Consider the following 17235-nt stretch of genomic DNA (forward strand, 5'->3'; position numbering starts at 1 on the left):
ACTGTGCTCGCAGGCCTGCACCGCCGCCGGTGCCTGCCCGAATCTGGGGATGGTTCGGGCAGGCGCTGGGTTGTGGAGGAACCGCGCTAGACCTCATCGGCGACGGGCGCGGCGAACTGTGCGGCGTACAACGCCTGGTAGGCACCGTTGGCGGCGAGCAGCTGCACGTGATTGCCCTGCTCCACGATGCGCCCCGACTCCATGACCAGAATCAGGTCGGCGTCCCGAATAGTCGACAGCCGGTGTGCGATGACGAAGCTAGTGCGCTCGGCGCGGAGGGCGCTCATCGCTTTCTGCACGAGCACCTCGGTGCGGGTGTCGACCGAGCTGGTCGCCTCGTCGAGGATCAGCACGCTTGGCTGTGCGAGGAACGCCCGGGCGATGGTGAGCAGCTGCATCTCACCGGCGCTCACATTGCTGCCCTGGTCATCAAGCACGGTGTCGTAGCCGTCAGGCAGCGAGTGCACGAACCGATCGACGTAGGTCGCGGTGGCGGCTGCGAGAATATCCTGCTCCGTCGCATCCGGTCGACCGTAGGCGATGTTGTCCCGAATGGTACCGCCGAACAGCCAGGTATCCTGCAGCACCATGCCCATGCGGCTGCGCAGGTCGTGCCGGGTCATGGTGGCGACATCGACGCCGTCGAGCAGGATGCGCCCGGAGTCGATCTCATAGAACCGCATCATGAGGTTGACCAGTGTCGTCTTGCCTGCTCCGGTCGGGCCGACAATGGCGATGGTCTGCCCGGGCTCGGCAACGAGGCTGAGTTCTTCGATCAGCGGCTTGTCCTCGGTGTATCGAAAAGACACGTTCTCGAAGACCAGACGGCCGTGCGCCTCGGTTCGGCCCGCGGCTGGTTCCGCGGCGGGATCGGGGTCTTCGCTCTGTTCGTCGGCGTCGAGCAGGTCAAACACACGTTCAGCGGACGCGACACCCGACTGCAGCAGGTTCGCCATCGACCCGAGTTGCGCGAGCGGCTGGGTGAACTGGCGGGAGTACTGGATGAATGCCTGCACGTCGCCGAGTTGCATAGCGCCGGAGGCGACCTGAAGTCCGCCGACAACAGCGATGGCGACGTAGACGAGGTTGCCGATGAAGGTCATGGCGGGCATGATCATTCCGCTGATGAACTGGGCACCGAAACTGGTCTCGTAGAGGTCGTCGTTCTTCTGCTTGAACCGGGCGTCGACCTCTTTCTGGCGGCCGAACACCTTGACCAGGGCGTGGCCGGTGAAAGTCTCCTCGATCTGACCGTTCAGCTCACCGGTGTTCGCCCACTGGGCCACGAACAGCTTCTGTGAGCGCTTGGCGATGAACGCCGTGATCACCAGCGTGAGCGGCACGGTCACGAGGGCGATCAGAGCCAGCAGCGGTGAGAGAATGAGCATCATCACGATCACGCCGATGACAGTGAGCAGGCTCGTCACAACCTGGCTGAGCGACTGTTGGAGGCTCTGCGAGATGTTGTCGACGTCGTTGGTGACCCGGCTGAGCAGCTCCCCACGCGGCTTCTTGTCGAAGTAACTCAGCGGCAGGCGATTGATCTTCGCTTCGATCTCGGCGCGTAGGCGGTACACCGTGCGCTGCACGACACCGTTCAGTACATAGGCCTGCATCCAGCTGAACACGCTCGAGAGCAGATAGAGGGCGAGCGCCCAGAACAGCACGGTGGACAGCATGGCAAAGTCAATGCCGAGCCCCGGGGTCAACGACATGCCGCTGAGCATGTCGGCCTGGGTGGTGTTGCCGGATGCCCGCAGGCCCGCGATCACGTCGGCCTGGCTGCTGCCGCTCGGCAGTGACTTCGACACGATGCCGGAGAAGATCAGGTTGGTGCCCTCACCGAGAAGGCGCGGGCCGAGTACGGAGAAGGTCACGCTAATCACGGCGAGGGCCAGCACGAGCACCAGCCAGAGGCGTTCGGGGCGCAGTTTGCCGAGCAGTCGTTTACCCGACGCGGTGAAATTCATCGACTTCTCGGCCGGCAGGTTCATGCCGCCGAATGGTCCGCCTCCGCGTTGCGGACGCGGAGCCGGCTTGTCGTCGGCGTGGGTCTCGCTCATGCTGCTTCCTCCGCGGTGAGCTGAGATGACACAATTTCCTGGTAGGTGGTATTCGTATCCAGCAGCTGCTCGTGGGTCCCGCGGCCGACGATGCGGCCGTCTTCGAGCACAAGTATTTGATCGGCATCGATGATGCTCGACACCCGCTGGGCAACGATGACCATCGTGGCACCGTTGGTGCTCTGCTTCAGGGCGAGCCGTAAGCGGGCATCCGTGGCGAGGTCGAGGGCTGAGAACGAGTCGTCGAAAATGTACAACTCCGGCCGTTTCACCAGAGCGCGCGCGATCGCGAGGCGCTGGCGCTGGCCACCCGACACATTGGTGCCGCCCTGTGCGATCGGCGCGTCAAGCCCGCCATCCATCTCTGCGACGAACTCGCGGGCCTGGGCGATGGTAAGCGCCTGCCAGAGCTCATCCTCCGTCGCATCGGGTTTGCCGTAGAGCAGGTTGCTGCGCACGGTTCCGGAGAACAGGTAGGGCTTTTGCGGAACGAGGCCGATATGGCCCCAGAGCAGGTCGGGGTTCAGTTCGCGCACGTTGACGCCGTCGACCAGCACGGAGCCGCTCGTCGCATCGAACAGCCGCGGCAGCAGGTTGACCAGGGTGGTTTTGCCGCTGCCGGTACTGCCGATGATCGCGGTAGTCTCACCGTGGCGGGCGATAAAACTCACGTTGCGCAGCACCGGCTGTTCCGCGCCCGGATAGGCGAAGCCCACGTCGAGAAGTTCGAGCTCGCCCTGACCGACCGTTGCGTTCACCGGGTTGACCGGCGGCACGACGCTGGACGAGGTCTCCAGCACCTCACCGATGCGGTCCGCCGACACAGCCGCGCGCGGAATCATGACGGCCATAAAGGTGGCCATCATGACGGCCATGAGAATCTGCATCAGATAGCTGAGGAACGCGATGAGCGTCCCCACCTGCATCGAGCCGTCTTCTATGCGAAAAGCACCGAACCAGATGACGGCAACGCTCGAGACGTTGAGCACGAGCATGACGATGGGAAACATGAGCGCCATCAGGCGACCGGAGCTCAGAGCCACCTCTGTGACATCCCGGTTGGCCTGGGCAAACCGGGCCACCTCCACGTCCTCCCGCACAAACGCGCGCACCACGCGGATGCCGGTGAGCTGCTCCCGCAGCACCCGGTTGACGGTGTCGATTCGGGTCTGCATCTTGCGGAACAGCGGCACCATCTTCACGACGATGAGGCCAACCGCGATGAGCAGAATCGGCACGCTCACCGCAATGAGCCAGGACAGTTGCACGTCCTGGCGGATCGCCATGATCACACCGCCGATGCTGAGGATGGGTGCCGAGACCAGCAGAGTGCAGGTGGTCAGCACGAGCATCTGCACCTGCTGCACGTCGTTGGTGGAGCGGGTGATGAGCGAGGGTGCCCCGAACCGGGTCACTTCTTGCTCCGAGAATTCACCGACTCGGCTGAACACGGCCCCGCGCAGGTCCCGGCCGACCTTCATGGCAACTTTGGCTCCGAAGTACACGGCCACGATCGCGCAGATGATTTGAGCGAGAGTGATCAGCAGCATGAGGCCGCCCACTCGCAGGATGTAATCGGTGTCACCGGTTGCCACACCCTCGTCGATGATGTCAGCGTTGAGGGCGGGCAGAAAGAGCGAGGCGATGGACTGGGCCAGTTGAAAGACAACCACCCCCAGAAGCAGCTGCCAGTATGGACGCAGGTAACGCACGAGCAAGGACCACAGCACGAAGTTCTCCTAGTAAAAGACGGATGCCCGCCCAACCGGATGGGTCGGCGCAGCTACCACTGATGCAACAGTGCACTTTTTCCGCGACGTCGTCGACCAAAGTACTGCGCTCTGCGCAGAAACGCCGACTCGTGCGTCAACTTCACCTGCTGCGCTCAGGCAAAGAGGTTCGAAATGTAGGCAACCTCATCGACCGACGGTTGCCACGACGTCGCTGCGTCCGCGTTTTGACGAATCTGCTCGGGCTTGGTGGCGCCGGCGATGACGCTGGTCAGGCCCGGCTGGGCCAGAAGCCAGGCAAAGGTCGCCGCCAGCATGGTCACGCCGCGCGCGTCGCACCATTCCTGGTACTGCTCGATCACGTCCCACGGGGCATCGTCGGCGAGATGGCGCCTGATCATCATGATGCGGCTGTCTGCTGGCCCGCCAGAGCGAGAGAATTTGCCGGTGAACAGGCCGTTATAGAGCGGGAAGAAGGGCAGAAACCCGAGACCGAAGGCGTTCACCGCCGGTAATACCTCGTCTTCAACGTCGCGCACGAGCAGGCTGTATTCGTTCTGGCTGGAGATGAACGCGGGGTGCCCATTCATGCGCGCGGTGAAGTCGGCCTCGGCGATCTGCCACCCGGACAGGTTGGAATGACCGATGTAACGGATCTTGCCCTCCGTGATGAGGTCGTGCAGGGTGGACAGGGTTTCTTCGATCGGTGTTGACGGGTCGGGAACGTGCAGCTGGTACAGGTCGATCCAGTCGGTCTGCAGGCGACGCAATGACGCCTCGACGGCCAAGCGGATGTACCGGCGTGAGCTGCGCGCGCCCCAGTCCGGACCGTTCAACCCGCCCATGTCCATACCGAATTTCGAGGCGAGCACGATCTGGTCACGCTTGCCGCGCAGCGAGTGTCCCATGAGCGTTTCGCTCAGGCCACGCTCGGCTCCGTAGATATCTGCGGTGTCGAACAGTGTCACCCCGGCTTCGAAGGCGGCATCGATCACCGCCGTCGTGCCGTCCTGGGTTTCTGACGCGGTGTTGGTGCGCCCGAAATTGTTGCACCCGAGCCCGATGGTTGAGACGGTCAATCCGGAGGAGCCAAGTCTGCGATATTCGATTTGAGCCATCCTTACAGACTACGGGCGCGGCCACCTCCTGCACAGGCGCAGGTGCTCGGTAGGTGTGCACCGATGTCCGAAACCCGCGAGGCGACTCCAGACGTGGCAGCTACAGTCGAATCATGGACAGTATCCCGGCTGCACTCACGCCCCCGCACCTACTCCGCATTCCCAGCCCGATCGGCCGGCTCGAACTCACCGCCGACGACAAGGGCATTCTCTCTCTTTCCATCGAAAGCGATGGCCAGCTGCCGCTCGATACGACCCCAGAGGCGCCCTCCCCGGTGTTGCAGCGCGCGGCCGAACAGCTTGATGAGTATTTCGCCCGAACCCGGCAGTCGTTCGACTTGCCCGTGCACCTCACCCATGGCACCGAATTTCAGCGCAGCGTCTGGGCGCGGCTGGCCGACCTCAAATTCGGCGATGTCATCTCGTATGGCGCGCTCGGCAGCGACATTGGCCGGCCGGGTTCGGGCCGCGCCATCGGCGGAGCCGTCGGCGCGAATCCGGTGCCGATCATCATCGGTTGTCACCGGGTGCTCGCCACGAGTGGCCAGATCACCGGCTACAGCGCCGGAGAGGGCATCCCGACCAAGGCCTGGTTGCTTAGCCATGAGGGCATCGCCCACCGGTAGCCGACCCGTGAGTCCACCGCTTCAGCGAGGGCCCAATGGCAGCAGGCCCAGGGCCCGCACCGCGTCGCGTTCCTCCACGAGTTCGGCAACAGAGGCCGCTATTCGACTGCGGGAGAATTCGTTTCGTTGCAGCCCGGTCACGATGCGCCACTGCCCATCCACGGATCGCACCGGGAACGAGCAGACCAGCCCGGGCGGAACGTCGTACGAGCCGTCGGAGATGACTCCGGCGCTGGTCCAGTCAACGCCGCGGCCGGTGACCCAGTCTCCGACGTGGTCGATGGCCGCGTTGGCGGCGGAGGCGACCGAAGACCCTCCCCGCACGGCGATGATCTCCGACCCACGCTGGGCGACTCGCGGAATGAAACTTTCGGCCAGCCACTTCTCATCGACCAGGTCACTCACCGCTCTCCCCTCGGCGGTGGCATGAAACACGTCGGGGTATTGAGTGGCCGAGTGGTTTCCCCACACGGTCAATCCGTGAATCGCCCCAACGGCCACGCCAAGGTGGTTGGCCAATTGCCCGACGGCGCGGTTGTGGTCGAGCCGGGTCATGGCGGTGAAGCGGTCACTCGGCACGTCGGGCGCGTGTGCGGCGGCGATGAGGGCATTCGTATTCGCGGGGTTGCCCACCACGAGAACGCGTACGTCGTCGGCGGCGCCGGCATTGATGGCTGCCCCCTGCGGCCCGAAGATGCGGCCATTGGCCCCCAGCAGATCGGCACGCTCCATGCCCGGCCCTCGCGGCCGCGATCCGACCAGCAGCGCGATGTTGACCCCGTCGAACGCGACCGTTGGGTCGTCGGTGACCGTTACGCCGCGCAGCAGGCCGAAGGCACAGTCCTCGAGCTCGAGCGCGGTGCCCTCGGCTGCTTTCAATCCCTGGGGTATTTCCAGCAGGGTGAGCCGGATCGGCGTCGTTGGCCCCAGCAACGCGCCAGCGGCGATGCGGAACAACAGCGCATAGCCGATCTGTCCCCCGGCTCCGGTAACGGTCACGTTGACCGGTTGCCGGAGAATGGGAATGTTGACCGCTGGGGGCAAGGTGCTGGCGTTTGTACTCACGCGCCCAGCCTAACCCCGGTGTAGATGGTGGATGCGGCCGCGCGCCCGGGGGCGGCGACATGTTGCTCGACGACGAGTTCCAGTTCGCCGGGCGCGGCGTGATCGAGCCGGATTCCGACCGACTGGGCCCAGTCGATCAGTTCGCTCGCCGTCGAGAAGTCCTGTTCACGTTGGAGCAGGGCCCGCGTGAATTCGCCCTTGGACTTCTTATTGAAGTGGTTCAGGGCGCGCTTCTGGCCGTCGTCACCGGCGGCGACCACCCGCAGGTACAGCGAATCCGGTCGCTCGGGCCGCGCGCCCAACGCCACATAGGCCTCAGATCGCAAGTCGAGCAGCAGTCCGTCGGTCTGGCCGAGGAGCTTCGTTACCTCGGCGCTCCAGTGCTGCTTTAGCGTGTGGCTGGCTAAGGTCACGTTCGGCACGCGCGAATCGTGCGACAGCCGGTACGCCGGAATCGGATCGAGGGCGGCGAGCGGTCCGAGCAGTGCGGAGTGCACGACCAGGTGGGCGTGCGCGAACTCGCGCTGCGCGGCCGACAGGGTGGCAGCATCCAGACCGTCGAAGAGCACGCCGGTATAGCGGTCGATGACCGGAAGGGTCGGAGACACCAACAGCTCGCGGTTGCGGTCGATCTCGAACAACTGGGTGCGACCCAGTTTGAGGGCGGTACGGGCGTCCTCGGGATGCCGCGCCAAGGTGACCAGCGCACGCGCGAGCACCCGACGCTTCGCGTTCAGGGCCGGGTAGGCCAGTTTGGTCCAGTCCAGAGGTACAGCTTCGCCGCCGGAGCGTTTCGTCTCCGACGGCGGAAGCAGTATCAGCACTGGTGGTTCAGACGGGCTATTTGGAACCCACGAGTTCAGCCTTGCGGGCCACGATGGTGACCATGTCGTTGTCGACCGACAGGAATCCATCCTCGGCCTGGGCCAGAACCTTGGAGCCATCAGGCAGGGTGAGACGAACGTCACCCACGGCCAGGATCGCCAACATCGGTTCGTGACCGGCCAGGATGCCGATCTCGCCCTCGACGGTCTTGGCGACAACCATCGTCGCCTCGCCCGTCCACACCTGGTGGTCGGCCGAGACAACGCTGACGGACAGCGACTTCGCCATGCTTAGTCGTTCTCCTTCTGAATCTGAGCCCACTTCTCTTCGACGTCGTTGATGCCACCGACGTTGAAGAAAGCCTGCTCGGCCACGTGGTCGAAGTCACCGTTGGCGATTGCCGTGAACGACTCGATGGTGTCCTTGAGCGGAACAGTGGAACCTTCGACACCGGTGAACTTCTTCGCCATGTACGTGTTCTGGGAGAGGAACTGCTGAATGCGACGGGCACGCGAAACTGTGACCTTGTCTTCTTCAGAGAGCTCGTCAACACCAAGGATCGCGATGATCTCCTGCAGTTCCTTGTTCTTCTGGAGAATCGCCTTGACGCGCACGGCCGTGTTGTAGTGATCGGCACCCAGGTAGCGGGGGTCGAGGATACGGCTGGTCGAGGTGAGCGGGTCAACGGCCGGGTACAGACCCTTCGACGCGATTTCACGCGACAGCTCGGTGGTGGCGTCGAGGTGGGCGAAGGTGGTCGCCGGAGCAGGGTCGGTGTAGTCGTCGGCGGGAACGTAGATCGCCTGAAGTGAGGTGATCGAGTGGCCACGGGTCGAGGTGATGCGCTCCTGCAGGATACCCATCTCGTCGGCCAGGTTGGGCTGGTAGCCCACGGCGGAAGGCATACGGCCCAGCAGGGTCGACACCTCGGAACCGGCCTGCGTGAAGCGGAAGATGTTGTCGATGAAGAGCAAGACGTCCTGCTTCTCCACGTCGCGGAAGTACTCAGCCATGGTGAGGGCGGAGAGCGCGACGCGCAGACGCGTTCCCGGCGGCTCGTCCATCTGGCCGAAGACTAGTGCGGTTTTGTCGAAGACGCCGGCTTCTTCCATCTCGGCGATGAGGTCGTTGCCCTCACGGGTACGTTCGCCGACTCCGGCGAACACCGACACTCCACCGTGGTCCTGCGCAACGCGCTGGATCATTTCCTGGATCAGGACGGTCTTGCCGACTCCGGCACCACCGAACAGACCGATCTTCCCGCCGAGAACATACGGCGTCAGGAGGTCGATGACCTTGATGCCGGTTTCGAACAGCTGAGTCTTGGACTCCAGCTGGTCGAAAGCCGGCGGCTTGCGGTGGATGGGCCAACGCTCGGTGATCTCGATCTTCTCGCCGGGCTTGGCGTTGAGGACATCGCCGATGACATTGAAGACCTTGCCCTTGGTGACGTTTCCGACCGGAACCGTGATGGGGCTACCGGTGTCGCGAACTTCCTGGCCGCGGACGAGTCCGTCGGTCGGGTTGAGCGCGATGGCACGAACCAGGTCGTCGCCGAGGTGCAGTGCAACCTCAAGCGTGATCTCGTTCGACTCGTCACCGATGGTGATCGTGGTCTTTAGGGCATTGTAGATGCCGGGGATCGAGTCATGCGGAAACTCGATGTCGACAACGGGGCCCGTGACGCGCGCGATGCGGCCAACAGAACCGGCCGTGTCCTCCGCCCGGACTGGCGCGATTGCGGTGTCAGTCATTGCTCTCTCTTCTCTGCCCATGGGACATGTGAACTACTTCTTAGCGGATGAGAGCGCGTCGGCTCCACCCACGATCTCGGAAATCTGCTGGGTGATCTCGGACTGGCGCGCGTTGTTGGACAGGCGTGTGTAGTCCGTGATCAACTTGTCGGCGTTGTCGCTGGCCGACTTCATTGCCTTCTGGCGGCTCGCGTGCTCTGACGCGGCCGACTGCAGCATGGCGTTGAACAGGCGGCTCTCGATATACACCGGGAGAAGGCTGTCCAGAACCGTTTCGACGTCGGGCTCGAACTCGTAGAGTGGAAGGACCTTGTTATCGCCGGGCTCTTCAACGCCTTCGACAACTTCGAGCGGCAGCAGACGAACGACTTCTGGCACCTGGGTGACCATGCTGACGAAACGGTTATAGACGATGTGAATCTCGTCGACACCGCCATCGGAGTAGTCCGTGAGGAACGTCTCCAGCAGGGCCTCGCCAATTTCTTTAGCCGTTTCGAACTGTGGTTGGTCAGTTCCGCCGGTCCAGATTCGTTCCGACGCGCGATTGCGAAAGTTGAAGTAGGCGATGGCTTTGCGGCCAACCAGGAAGTAGACGATGTCCTTGCCCTGGCCACGCAGCAGTTCGCTGAGCGATTCTGCTTCACGCAGGACCTGCGAGCTGAATGCGCCCGCCAGTCCACGGTCGGATGCGAAGATGACGACCGCTGCGCGCTCGATCTTTTCCGGCTCCGTGGTGAGTACGTGCTCAACGTTTGAGTACGTGGCCACGGCCGAAACGGCTCGCGTCACCGCGCGCGAGTACGGCGTTGACGCAGCGACTCGCGCCTGCGCTTTCTGGATGCGCGAGGCGGAGATCAGCTCCATGGCCCGAGTGATCTTCTTGGTCGTCTGGGCAGACTTGATCTTCTGCCGGTAGACGCGAAGTTGCGCTCCCATGTGTCTGCTTCCTTGTCTTTCAGCTTGGTGTCGTCAGTTGTACTGCAAGTCGCAATCAGCGACTAGCGGCGGTGCTTGACGATCTTTTCCTGGTTGACGTCTTCAACGGCAATGGCTTCAAACTTTTCTTTACCCACCGAGGCGAGCGGCTTGCCCTCACCGGTCTGGAATTCCAGTTTGAACTTGTCAACGCCGGCGGTGAGAGCCGTTACGGTCTCATCGGAGAGGACGTTGGTCTCGCGCAGGGTCTTCAGGATCTCGGTGCTGCGCCCTAGGAAGTCGAGCAACTCGCGCTCGAAGCGCAGCACGTCGGCAACGGGAACCTCGTCGAGCTTGCCGTTGATGCCGGCCCAGATAGAGACGACCTGGTCCTCGACGGGGTACGGCGAGTACTGCGGCTGACGCAGCAGCTCAGTGAGGCGGGCTCCGCGGGCGAGCTGACGACGGCTGGCCGCGTCGAGGTCGGAGGCGAACATGGCGAAAGCTTCGAGTGAACGGTACTGGGCCAACTCGAGCTTGAGCGTGCCGGAAACCTTCTTGATCGACTTGACCTGCGCGTCGCCACCGACGCGGGAGACCGAGATACCAACGTCAACAGCGGGACGCTGGTTAGCGTTGAACAGGTCGGACTGCAGGAAGATCTGACCGTCCGTAATCGAAATCACGTTGGTCGGAATATACGCGGCAACGTCGTTGGCCTTGGTCTCGATGATCGGAAGACCGGTCATCGATCCGGCACCGAGCTCGTCGGAGAGCTTGGCACAACGCTCGAGCAGGCGGGAGTGCAGGTAGAACACGTCTCCGGGGTAGGCTTCGCGTCCCGGCGGGCGGCGCAGCAGCAGCGATACTGCACGGTAGGCCTCGGCCTGCTTGGACAGGTCATCGAAGACGATGAGAACGTGCTTGCCGGCGTACATCCAGTGCTGGCCGATGGCCGAGCCGGTGTACGGGGCGAGGTATTTGAAGCCGGCCGGGTCAGAGGCTGGAGCGGCGACGATGGTGGTGTACTCCATCGCTCCGGCATCCTCGAGGGCACCCTTCACCGAAGCGATGGTGGAGCCCTTCTGTCCGATGGCGACGTAGATACAACGAACCTGCTTGTTCGTGTCGCCGGACTCCCAGTTGGCCTTCTGGTTGATGATGGTGTCGATCGCGATCGCCGTCTTGCCCGTCTGGCGGTCACCAATGATCAGCTGACGCTGGCCGCGGCCGATCGGAATCATGGCGTCGATGGCCTTGATACCGGTCTGCATCGGCTCGTGGACCGACTTGCGGCTCATCACGCCGGGGGCCTGCAGTTCGAGGGCACGACGGCCTTCGGTTGCGATGTCGCCGAGTCCGTCAATGGGCGCGCCGAGCGGGTCCACAACACGGCCGAGGTAGCCGTCGCCGACGGGAACGGAGAGTACCTCGCCGGTGCGGTGAACCTCCATGCCCTCGACGATGCCGCCGAACTCGCCGAGCACGACGACACCGATCTCATCCTCGTCGAGGTTCTGGGCCAGGCCCAGGGTACCATCCGCAAACTTGATGAGTTCGTTCGCCATCACGCCGGGCAAGCCCTCAACGTGGGCGATTCCGTCGCCGGCCGTGGTGACGTAGCCAACCTCGGTCGTTGATGTCTTGTTCGGCTCGTAGGACTTCACGAAGTCCTGGAGAGCGCCACGGATCTCATCGGGGCTGATCGTTAGTTCTGCCATCATCTTCCCTTTTCTGTACGAAAGTACAGGTTCTGTCTGTTCGAGGACGCTGCCGCCCTGAGTCATCTGGTGCTGCTGGGTTTATGGTGCTGCTGAGGTGACTCAGCGAGCGAGCTGGAGTCTCAAATCTGCCAGGCGGGTTGCAATGCTGCCGTCGATGACCAGATCGCCGATTTGCACGCGCACTCCGCCGACCAGTTCCGGGTCAACGACCTGGTTGATGGTGAGTGCTCGTCCGTGACGCAACTGGAGATTCTTCTGCAAGCGGGCGAGCTGGTCGGCAGTGAGAACGCTCGCCGACGTGACGGTGGCGATCGACGTGCCGGACTCGTCCGCAACGACAGCTGCTGCGTGTCGGAGCAGTTCGCCGATGCGGCGGCCACGAGGCTGCTGCACCAGGTGACGAACGATGGCGAGCGTCTGACCGGAAACCTTGCCGGCCAGAAGCTTTTCAACCAGCGCGGCCTTGGCATCAATCTTGCCGAGTTTGCTGGCCAGGGCCAGCTCGAGCTCAGCGTCGGACGACACCGACTTACCGAAGGCGAACAGTTCGCCCTCGATCGATGTGCCGGACGGCGCGGCCAAATCTGCCAAAACAGAGACGGCGGATGTCCGCAGGCCCAGTTCTTCGATCCCGGCAAGCAGGTCATCGTGGCTGGACCAGCGTTCGGACACGGCCGCCGCGAGCAGGTCGAGCGCCCGAGGCGTCACACTGGTACCGAAAACGGTACGTACGAGAGCGACCTTGGCCGCAGCATCCGCTGAGGCGTCGCCGAGTGCTGAAAGCAGCTGGGACGACGACCCAATTACTCGACCGGCGCCGAACAGGCTTTCGACCGTCGCCAGATCAGTCGTGCCGCCCGGGACGGACAGTGCCGCCCTCGAGGTGGCGAGTGCTTCTCTGGTGGCGCTTCCCATTTGCTAGATCTTTCCTGCTGTAGGCACTTCACTGGCTTCAAGTTCTGCCAGGAAGCGATCGACGATGGCGCTGGCCTTCGCGTCGTCGGACAGGCTTTCACCAATGACACCCGAGGCGAGGTCAATGGCAAGGGTGCCGACCTCGCTGCGAAGGGACACGACGGCGGCCTGACGTTCGGCTTCGATCTGCGCCTTGGCACTGGCCGCGATGCGACCCGCTTCGGCAGATGCTTGATCCTTGTGCTCAGCGACGATGCGCTGGCCATCGGTACGGGCCTGGTCACGAATGGCACCGGCTTCGGCGCGAGCGTCAGCGAGCTGGGCCGTGTACTGCACGAGTGCAGCTTCGGCCTTGCGCTGGGCGTCGTCGGCCTTGGCGATGTTGCCCTCGATGGCTTCTGCACGATCGTCAAGAAGCTTTTGCATCTTGGGCAGCACAAGCTTCCAGAAGAAAAAGAAAATCACGACAAAGCAAACCGCCGACCAAATGATGTCGTACCACTCCGGAATGAGCGGGTTCTTAGCCGCTTCTTCTGTCGCGGCTGCAATTACTGCGTGAAGCATCATGCCTCCTAACTAGATAGTGAAGAGGTTTAGACGGCGGTGAAGATAAAGTACGTGGCGATGCCGATGAAGGCGAGCGCCTCGGTGAAGGCGATACCGATATACATCAGCACCTGCAGGCGGCCGGCCAGTTCAGGCTGACGCGCGACACCTTCGATGGTCTTGCCAACGACGATACCGATACCAATTGCCGGGCCGATGGCTGCGAGGCCATAACCGACGGTCGCGATGTTTCCGCTGATTTCCGCGAGAACGGTTGTTGCGTCCACGTGTGTTTCCTTCCGTAGTGGTGAATGCGGCAAATGCCGGATTCCTAAAGTGTCTAGTGTTCCTCAGCCAGCGCGAGCTGGATGTAGACGGCGGTGAGTAGGGCAAAAATGTAAGCCTGGAGGACGGCAATCAGCACTTCGAAGAGCGTGAAGGCGAAGCCGAAGACGAGGGTGCCAGCGCCGAAGAGCTTGAACCCACCATCCGCAGTGAAAAAGAAGAACTGGGTTGCGCTAAAGAACAGCACGAGCAGAAGGTGTCCAACGATCATGTTCATCATGAGTCGGAGCGTGAGGGTGAAAGGTCGCACCAGGAACGTCGAGATGAACTCGATCGGCGTCACGATGATGTACAGGAATACCGGTACCCCGGGCGGGAAAAGCGAGTTCCGGAAGAATTTCGCCGGGCTCTTCTTGACACCGGCATAAATAAACGTTGCGTAAGCGATGACACCGAGAAGCAGCGGAACCCCGACCACCGAGGTGCCGGCAATGTTGAGGAAGGGAATGATTCCCGTGAGGTTCATGAACAACACCATGAAGAAGATGGTGGTCAGAAGCGGCAGAAAGCGCTTGCCGTCTTTCTTACCGAGCAGGTCTTCAGCGATGTTGACGCGAACGAAGTCGAGTCCCATTTCGGCCAGGCTCTGACCGCGGGTCGGAATGATCTTCATTCGGCGAGTGCCAAGCCAGAAGACCAGCATCAGAACGGCGACCGCAATAAAGCGAATCAGAATGATGCGGTTGATCTCGAACGGAGTATTAGCAAAAAATATTACGTCGGGGAAGAACTCATTGATGGAGGGACCGTGGAATTCACCGTCGCCGGTGGCAGACGGGACCATCAGGTTTACGGCGATTTCTAGCAGCGCTTTCTCCTGTTTCGGGGCGGTGAGCTCTGCTCGCGCAACGACGAATGGGGCAGGTTTACGCCGCTGAAAAGCATGTGCAAACCGGGGTGGGATCGGTGTTTACTCTAGCAAAGATCAGGCGCGGAGCCGAATCGAGAGCGGGATCCGTGGGCGAATGGGTCGAAGGGTTACTCATCAACCGGGGCGGGCGGCAGTCTGACGTCGCCGACGTAGGGCAGCCGGCTCTTCAGAACCACGACAGCGTCTACGACAAGGGACCCCACGACACCGGCGACGATGCAGAAGAACAGCACCATCGGTTGAATCCACTCGCGATTCTGCAGCACCACCAGCAGCACCAGGAATACGACGAATTTGAGCAACCAGCCGCCCATGATGATGCCGAAGAAGCCGCCGATGGCGGATTCGTTTCCGGCGACGCGATTGGCCAGCAGAATACTGCCAGCCGTGATGCCCATGAAGGCTACCGACATGACCGTTCCGATCAGCGCGCTGAGTACACCGGGGCCGCCCGCGACGAGGTAGCCGATGACCGAGCCGACGACGGCGATGGCCAGCGCGACCCAGCCGCCGTAGATCAGGATGCGGCGCAGCACGGGAATCGACGTGGGCTGGGTGCGGACGGGGTCGTTGGTGCTCATACGTTCTCCTCGGCAGGCGCCGCCGCAGTGGCGGTTGCTCGTGTCGTGTGTGGTTCTGATGGGGCAGGGGCAGCGGCAGCGGCAGCAGCGGCTGGAGCTGGGGCGGGCTGGGCCTCGGCGGCCTCGTCGAGCGGGTCGAGCTCATCCAGCACTGCCAGCTGCGCCGGTGCGGACTGGCTGAGCCATTCCCCGGTCTTGCGGCGGCCGAGCGGGGCGAGGGTGACGATGGTACAGATGAGCAGCGACGTCACCAAAAAGATGGTCGCGTACCAGGTGGGCAGGCGGAAGTAGACCGGCAGGATGTAGTAGAGCAGGCAGCCAATGGCTGCTGCGGCTGTCCACCCGTAGAAGATCAGTACGGCGTGCAGGTGGGAGTGTCCCATGTCGAGCAGTCGGTGGTGCAGGTGTTTTCGGTCGGCGCTGAACGGTGATTTACCGGCGTGCACCCGGCGGATCACGGCCAGCCCAAAGTCGAGCAGTGGAATGATCATGATCGCCACCGGGAGCAGGATGGGAATGAAGGCCGGGAACAGCTGGGAGCGATTGATCGCCGTCAGATCGATCTGACCGGTGATCGCGATCGCGCTCGTTGCCATCAGCAGGCCGACCAGGAGGGCGCCGGCATCGCCCATGAACATCTTGGCCGGATGCCAGTTCAAGGGGAGGAAACCGACACAGGCTCCGACCAGGATGGCGGCGATCAGCGACGCCAGGTTGAAGTAGTTGGTCGGTGAAGTGTCGCGCACGAGCAGGTAGCTGTAGAGAAAGAAGACCCCGTTGGCGATAAGGGCGACGCCGGTGACCAGCCCGTCGAGCCCGTCGATGAAGTTGATCATGTTCATGACGACGACGATGGCGACGACCGTGACTACGATCGACGTCCGGCCGCTCCAGAGTGTCAGTCCGCCGATCGGCAAAGAGTAGATCTGCACGCCCTGCCAGGCCACGAGCCCGGCGGCGATGAACTGACCAGCGAGCTTGGTCATCCAGTCGAGGTCCCAGATATCGTCGGCGACGCCGACGAGCACGATCAGGAGGGCAGCGCCGAGGATCGCGAGAATCTGTTGCGGATTGGCAAAGACCAGGCGCAGCGGGGCAAAGGGAGCCGAAATGAGATACGCGACGCCGAAAGCCACGAGGATTCCGAGGAACATGGCGATGCCGCCGAGGCGCGGAGTGGGCCGGGTGTGCACGTCGCGTTCGCGAATCTTCGGGTACAGGTGGTACTTGTGGCTGAGTTTGTAGACCACGATCGACAGAGCGAAGGTGACGATCGCCGAAACGAGCGCGAGTAGGAGGAAAAGGGTCATGGGCTACCGGCTGGCATCCGTTTCGTCCAGGGTTTCGTTAGTGCGGTCCTCCTGGGACGGGGCGGCAATGGTGGGTGTCGCATCCGCTTCTGCCGAGAGCTCCTGGACTCCGGGAACGGTCGGCGCAGCCGCGAGCACATCGCCAACGACGGCCACGATGGCCTCGCGGGAGATGACGCCGTCGCGCACGATGTACAGAAAACCGCCGTTGGTTTCGAAGCCGGTGGCGTCGACGATCGTCGACGAACCCTCGCCGGTCTGACCGAACACGCTTTCATAGGTGCTGCCGGTGGTGCCGCCGTCGAGGTAGACGTCGACGCTCTCGGCGAGGGCCGCTTCAGCAGCCTGCGCGTCAGTGGTGGCAGGCATGCCGCTGAGGTTGGCGCTGGACACAGCGAGCGGGCCGGTTTCGGCGAGCAGGTCGAGCGCAACCTGGTTACTCGGCATGCGAAGGGCCACCGTGCCGCGGGTTTCACCGAGATCCCAGACCAGCGAGGGCTGGGCGTTGACGATGACGGTGAGTCCGCCGGGCCAGAACGCCGCGACCAGGTCGCGAACCGGCTGCGGCACGTCGACGGCGAGGGCGTCGAGGGTGGGAATGCTGGGAATGAGAACCGGCGGCGGCGACTGCCGGCTGCGGCCCTTCGCGTCGAGGAGCAGCTGAACTGCCTCCGCGTTGAACGCGTCAGCGGCTATCCCGTATACCGTGTCGGTGGGGATAACGACGAGCTCCCCGCGACCGATGGCCGCGCGCGCCAGAGCGATATGCGCTCCGTAGTTTTCGCTCGTAGTGGATTCGTCCGTGGTCGAGTCGCTCGTGCAATCGTAGATGCGTGTCATTTCCGGT

Annotated in this window: 17 protein-coding genes; 1 reads left to right on the forward strand and 16 read right to left on the reverse strand. The window is 62.9% G+C overall.

Annotated elements, in window-relative coordinates:
* Window positions 1-86 precede the first annotated feature (86 nt).
* The 3 genes from CJ028_RS06305 to CJ028_RS06315 form a co-directional block, all read right to left on the reverse strand.
* Complete coding sequence (locus CJ028_RS06305) at window positions 87-2063, reverse strand: ABC transporter ATP-binding protein (protein ID WP_105034425.1); 1977 nt, start codon at window positions 2061-2063, stop codon at window positions 87-89.
* Entirely contained in the window at window positions 2060-3793 is a 1734-nt protein-coding gene (locus CJ028_RS06310; protein ID WP_105034426.1) for an ABC transporter ATP-binding protein, read from the reverse strand. The genes CJ028_RS06305 and CJ028_RS06310 overlap by 4 nt, the downstream gene beginning before the upstream one ends.
* Window positions 3794-3948: 155 nt before the next feature.
* The gene (locus CJ028_RS06315) at window positions 3949-4911 is read right to left on the reverse strand and encodes an aldo/keto reductase (RefSeq protein WP_105034427.1); all 963 of its coding nucleotides are present in this window, start codon (window positions 4909-4911) and stop codon (window positions 3949-3951) included.
* Between the two features lie 113 nt (window positions 4912-5024).
* Between CJ028_RS06315 and CJ028_RS06320 the strand changes: the two genes are divergently transcribed.
* Entirely contained in the window at window positions 5025-5537 is a 513-nt protein-coding gene (locus tag CJ028_RS06320; protein WP_105034428.1) for a methylated-DNA--[protein]-cysteine S-methyltransferase, read from the forward strand.
* Window positions 5538-5558: 21 nt separating this feature from the next.
* On the opposite strand, the gene CJ028_RS06325 is transcribed toward CJ028_RS06320, so the two are convergent.
* From CJ028_RS06325 to CJ028_RS06385, 13 genes are all read right to left on the reverse strand, one after another.
* The gene (locus tag CJ028_RS06325) at window positions 5559-6602 is read right to left on the reverse strand and encodes a malate dehydrogenase (protein WP_439099032.1); all 1044 of its coding nucleotides are present in this window, start codon (window positions 6600-6602) and stop codon (window positions 5559-5561) included.
* Window positions 6599-7426, reverse strand: coding sequence for a YaaA family protein (locus CJ028_RS06330; RefSeq protein WP_105034429.1), 828 nt, complete (start codon window positions 7424-7426; stop codon window positions 6599-6601). The genes CJ028_RS06325 and CJ028_RS06330 overlap by 4 nt, the downstream gene beginning before the upstream one ends.
* A gap of 16 nt (window positions 7427-7442) precedes the next feature.
* Window positions 7443-7715, reverse strand: a complete 273-nt coding sequence (locus tag CJ028_RS06335; protein ID WP_092340869.1) for a F0F1 ATP synthase subunit epsilon — start codon at window positions 7713-7715, stop codon at window positions 7443-7445.
* Between the two features lie 2 nt (window positions 7716-7717).
* A complete protein-coding gene (gene atpD, locus CJ028_RS06340; protein WP_105034430.1) occupies window positions 7718-9181 on the reverse strand; it encodes a F0F1 ATP synthase subunit beta in 1464 nt (487 codons plus the stop codon).
* Window positions 9182-9214: 33 nt separating this feature from the next.
* On the reverse strand, window positions 9215-10117 hold the full coding sequence (locus CJ028_RS06345) for a F0F1 ATP synthase subunit gamma (protein ID WP_105034431.1): 903 nt from the start codon (window positions 10115-10117) through the stop codon (window positions 9215-9217).
* A 62-nt stretch (window positions 10118-10179) separates the two neighbouring features.
* Window positions 10180-11817 (reverse strand): F0F1 ATP synthase subunit alpha, encoded by a 1638-nt coding sequence (atpA, locus tag CJ028_RS06350; protein ID WP_105034528.1) that lies wholly within the window; start codon window positions 11815-11817, stop codon window positions 10180-10182.
* 102 nt (window positions 11818-11919) lie between these two features.
* A complete protein-coding gene (locus tag CJ028_RS06355) occupies window positions 11920-12735 on the reverse strand; it encodes a F0F1 ATP synthase subunit delta (protein WP_105034432.1) in 816 nt (271 codons plus the stop codon).
* Window positions 12736-12738: 3 nt separating this feature from the next.
* The gene (locus CJ028_RS06360) at window positions 12739-13299 is read right to left on the reverse strand and encodes a F0F1 ATP synthase subunit B (RefSeq protein ID WP_105034529.1); all 561 of its coding nucleotides are present in this window, start codon (window positions 13297-13299) and stop codon (window positions 12739-12741) included.
* Between the two features lie 29 nt (window positions 13300-13328).
* Window positions 13329-13568, reverse strand: coding sequence for an ATP synthase F0 subunit C (gene atpE / locus CJ028_RS06365; RefSeq protein ID WP_105034433.1), 240 nt, complete (start codon window positions 13566-13568; stop codon window positions 13329-13331).
* A gap of 53 nt (window positions 13569-13621) precedes the next feature.
* The gene (gene atpB, locus CJ028_RS06370; RefSeq protein ID WP_105034434.1) at window positions 13622-14410 is read right to left on the reverse strand and encodes a F0F1 ATP synthase subunit A; all 789 of its coding nucleotides are present in this window, start codon (window positions 14408-14410) and stop codon (window positions 13622-13624) included.
* A gap of 194 nt (window positions 14411-14604) precedes the next feature.
* Window positions 14605-15078 (reverse strand): Cg1360 family ATP-synthase-associated protein, encoded by a 474-nt coding sequence (locus CJ028_RS06375; RefSeq protein WP_105034435.1) that lies wholly within the window; start codon window positions 15076-15078, stop codon window positions 14605-14607.
* The gene (locus CJ028_RS06380; RefSeq protein WP_105034436.1) at window positions 15075-16388 is read right to left on the reverse strand and encodes an MraY family glycosyltransferase; all 1314 of its coding nucleotides are present in this window, start codon (window positions 16386-16388) and stop codon (window positions 15075-15077) included. The genes CJ028_RS06375 and CJ028_RS06380 overlap by 4 nt, the downstream gene beginning before the upstream one ends.
* A gap of 3 nt (window positions 16389-16391) precedes the next feature.
* On the reverse strand, window positions 16392-17228 hold the full coding sequence (locus tag CJ028_RS06385; protein WP_105034437.1) for an L-threonylcarbamoyladenylate synthase: 837 nt from the start codon (window positions 17226-17228) through the stop codon (window positions 16392-16394).
* Between the last annotated feature and the right edge of the window lie 7 nt (window positions 17229-17235).

Source organism: Cryobacterium aureum, assembly GCF_002954245.1.
Classification (GTDB): domain Bacteria; phylum Actinomycetota; class Actinomycetes; order Actinomycetales; family Microbacteriaceae; genus Cryobacterium; species Cryobacterium aureum.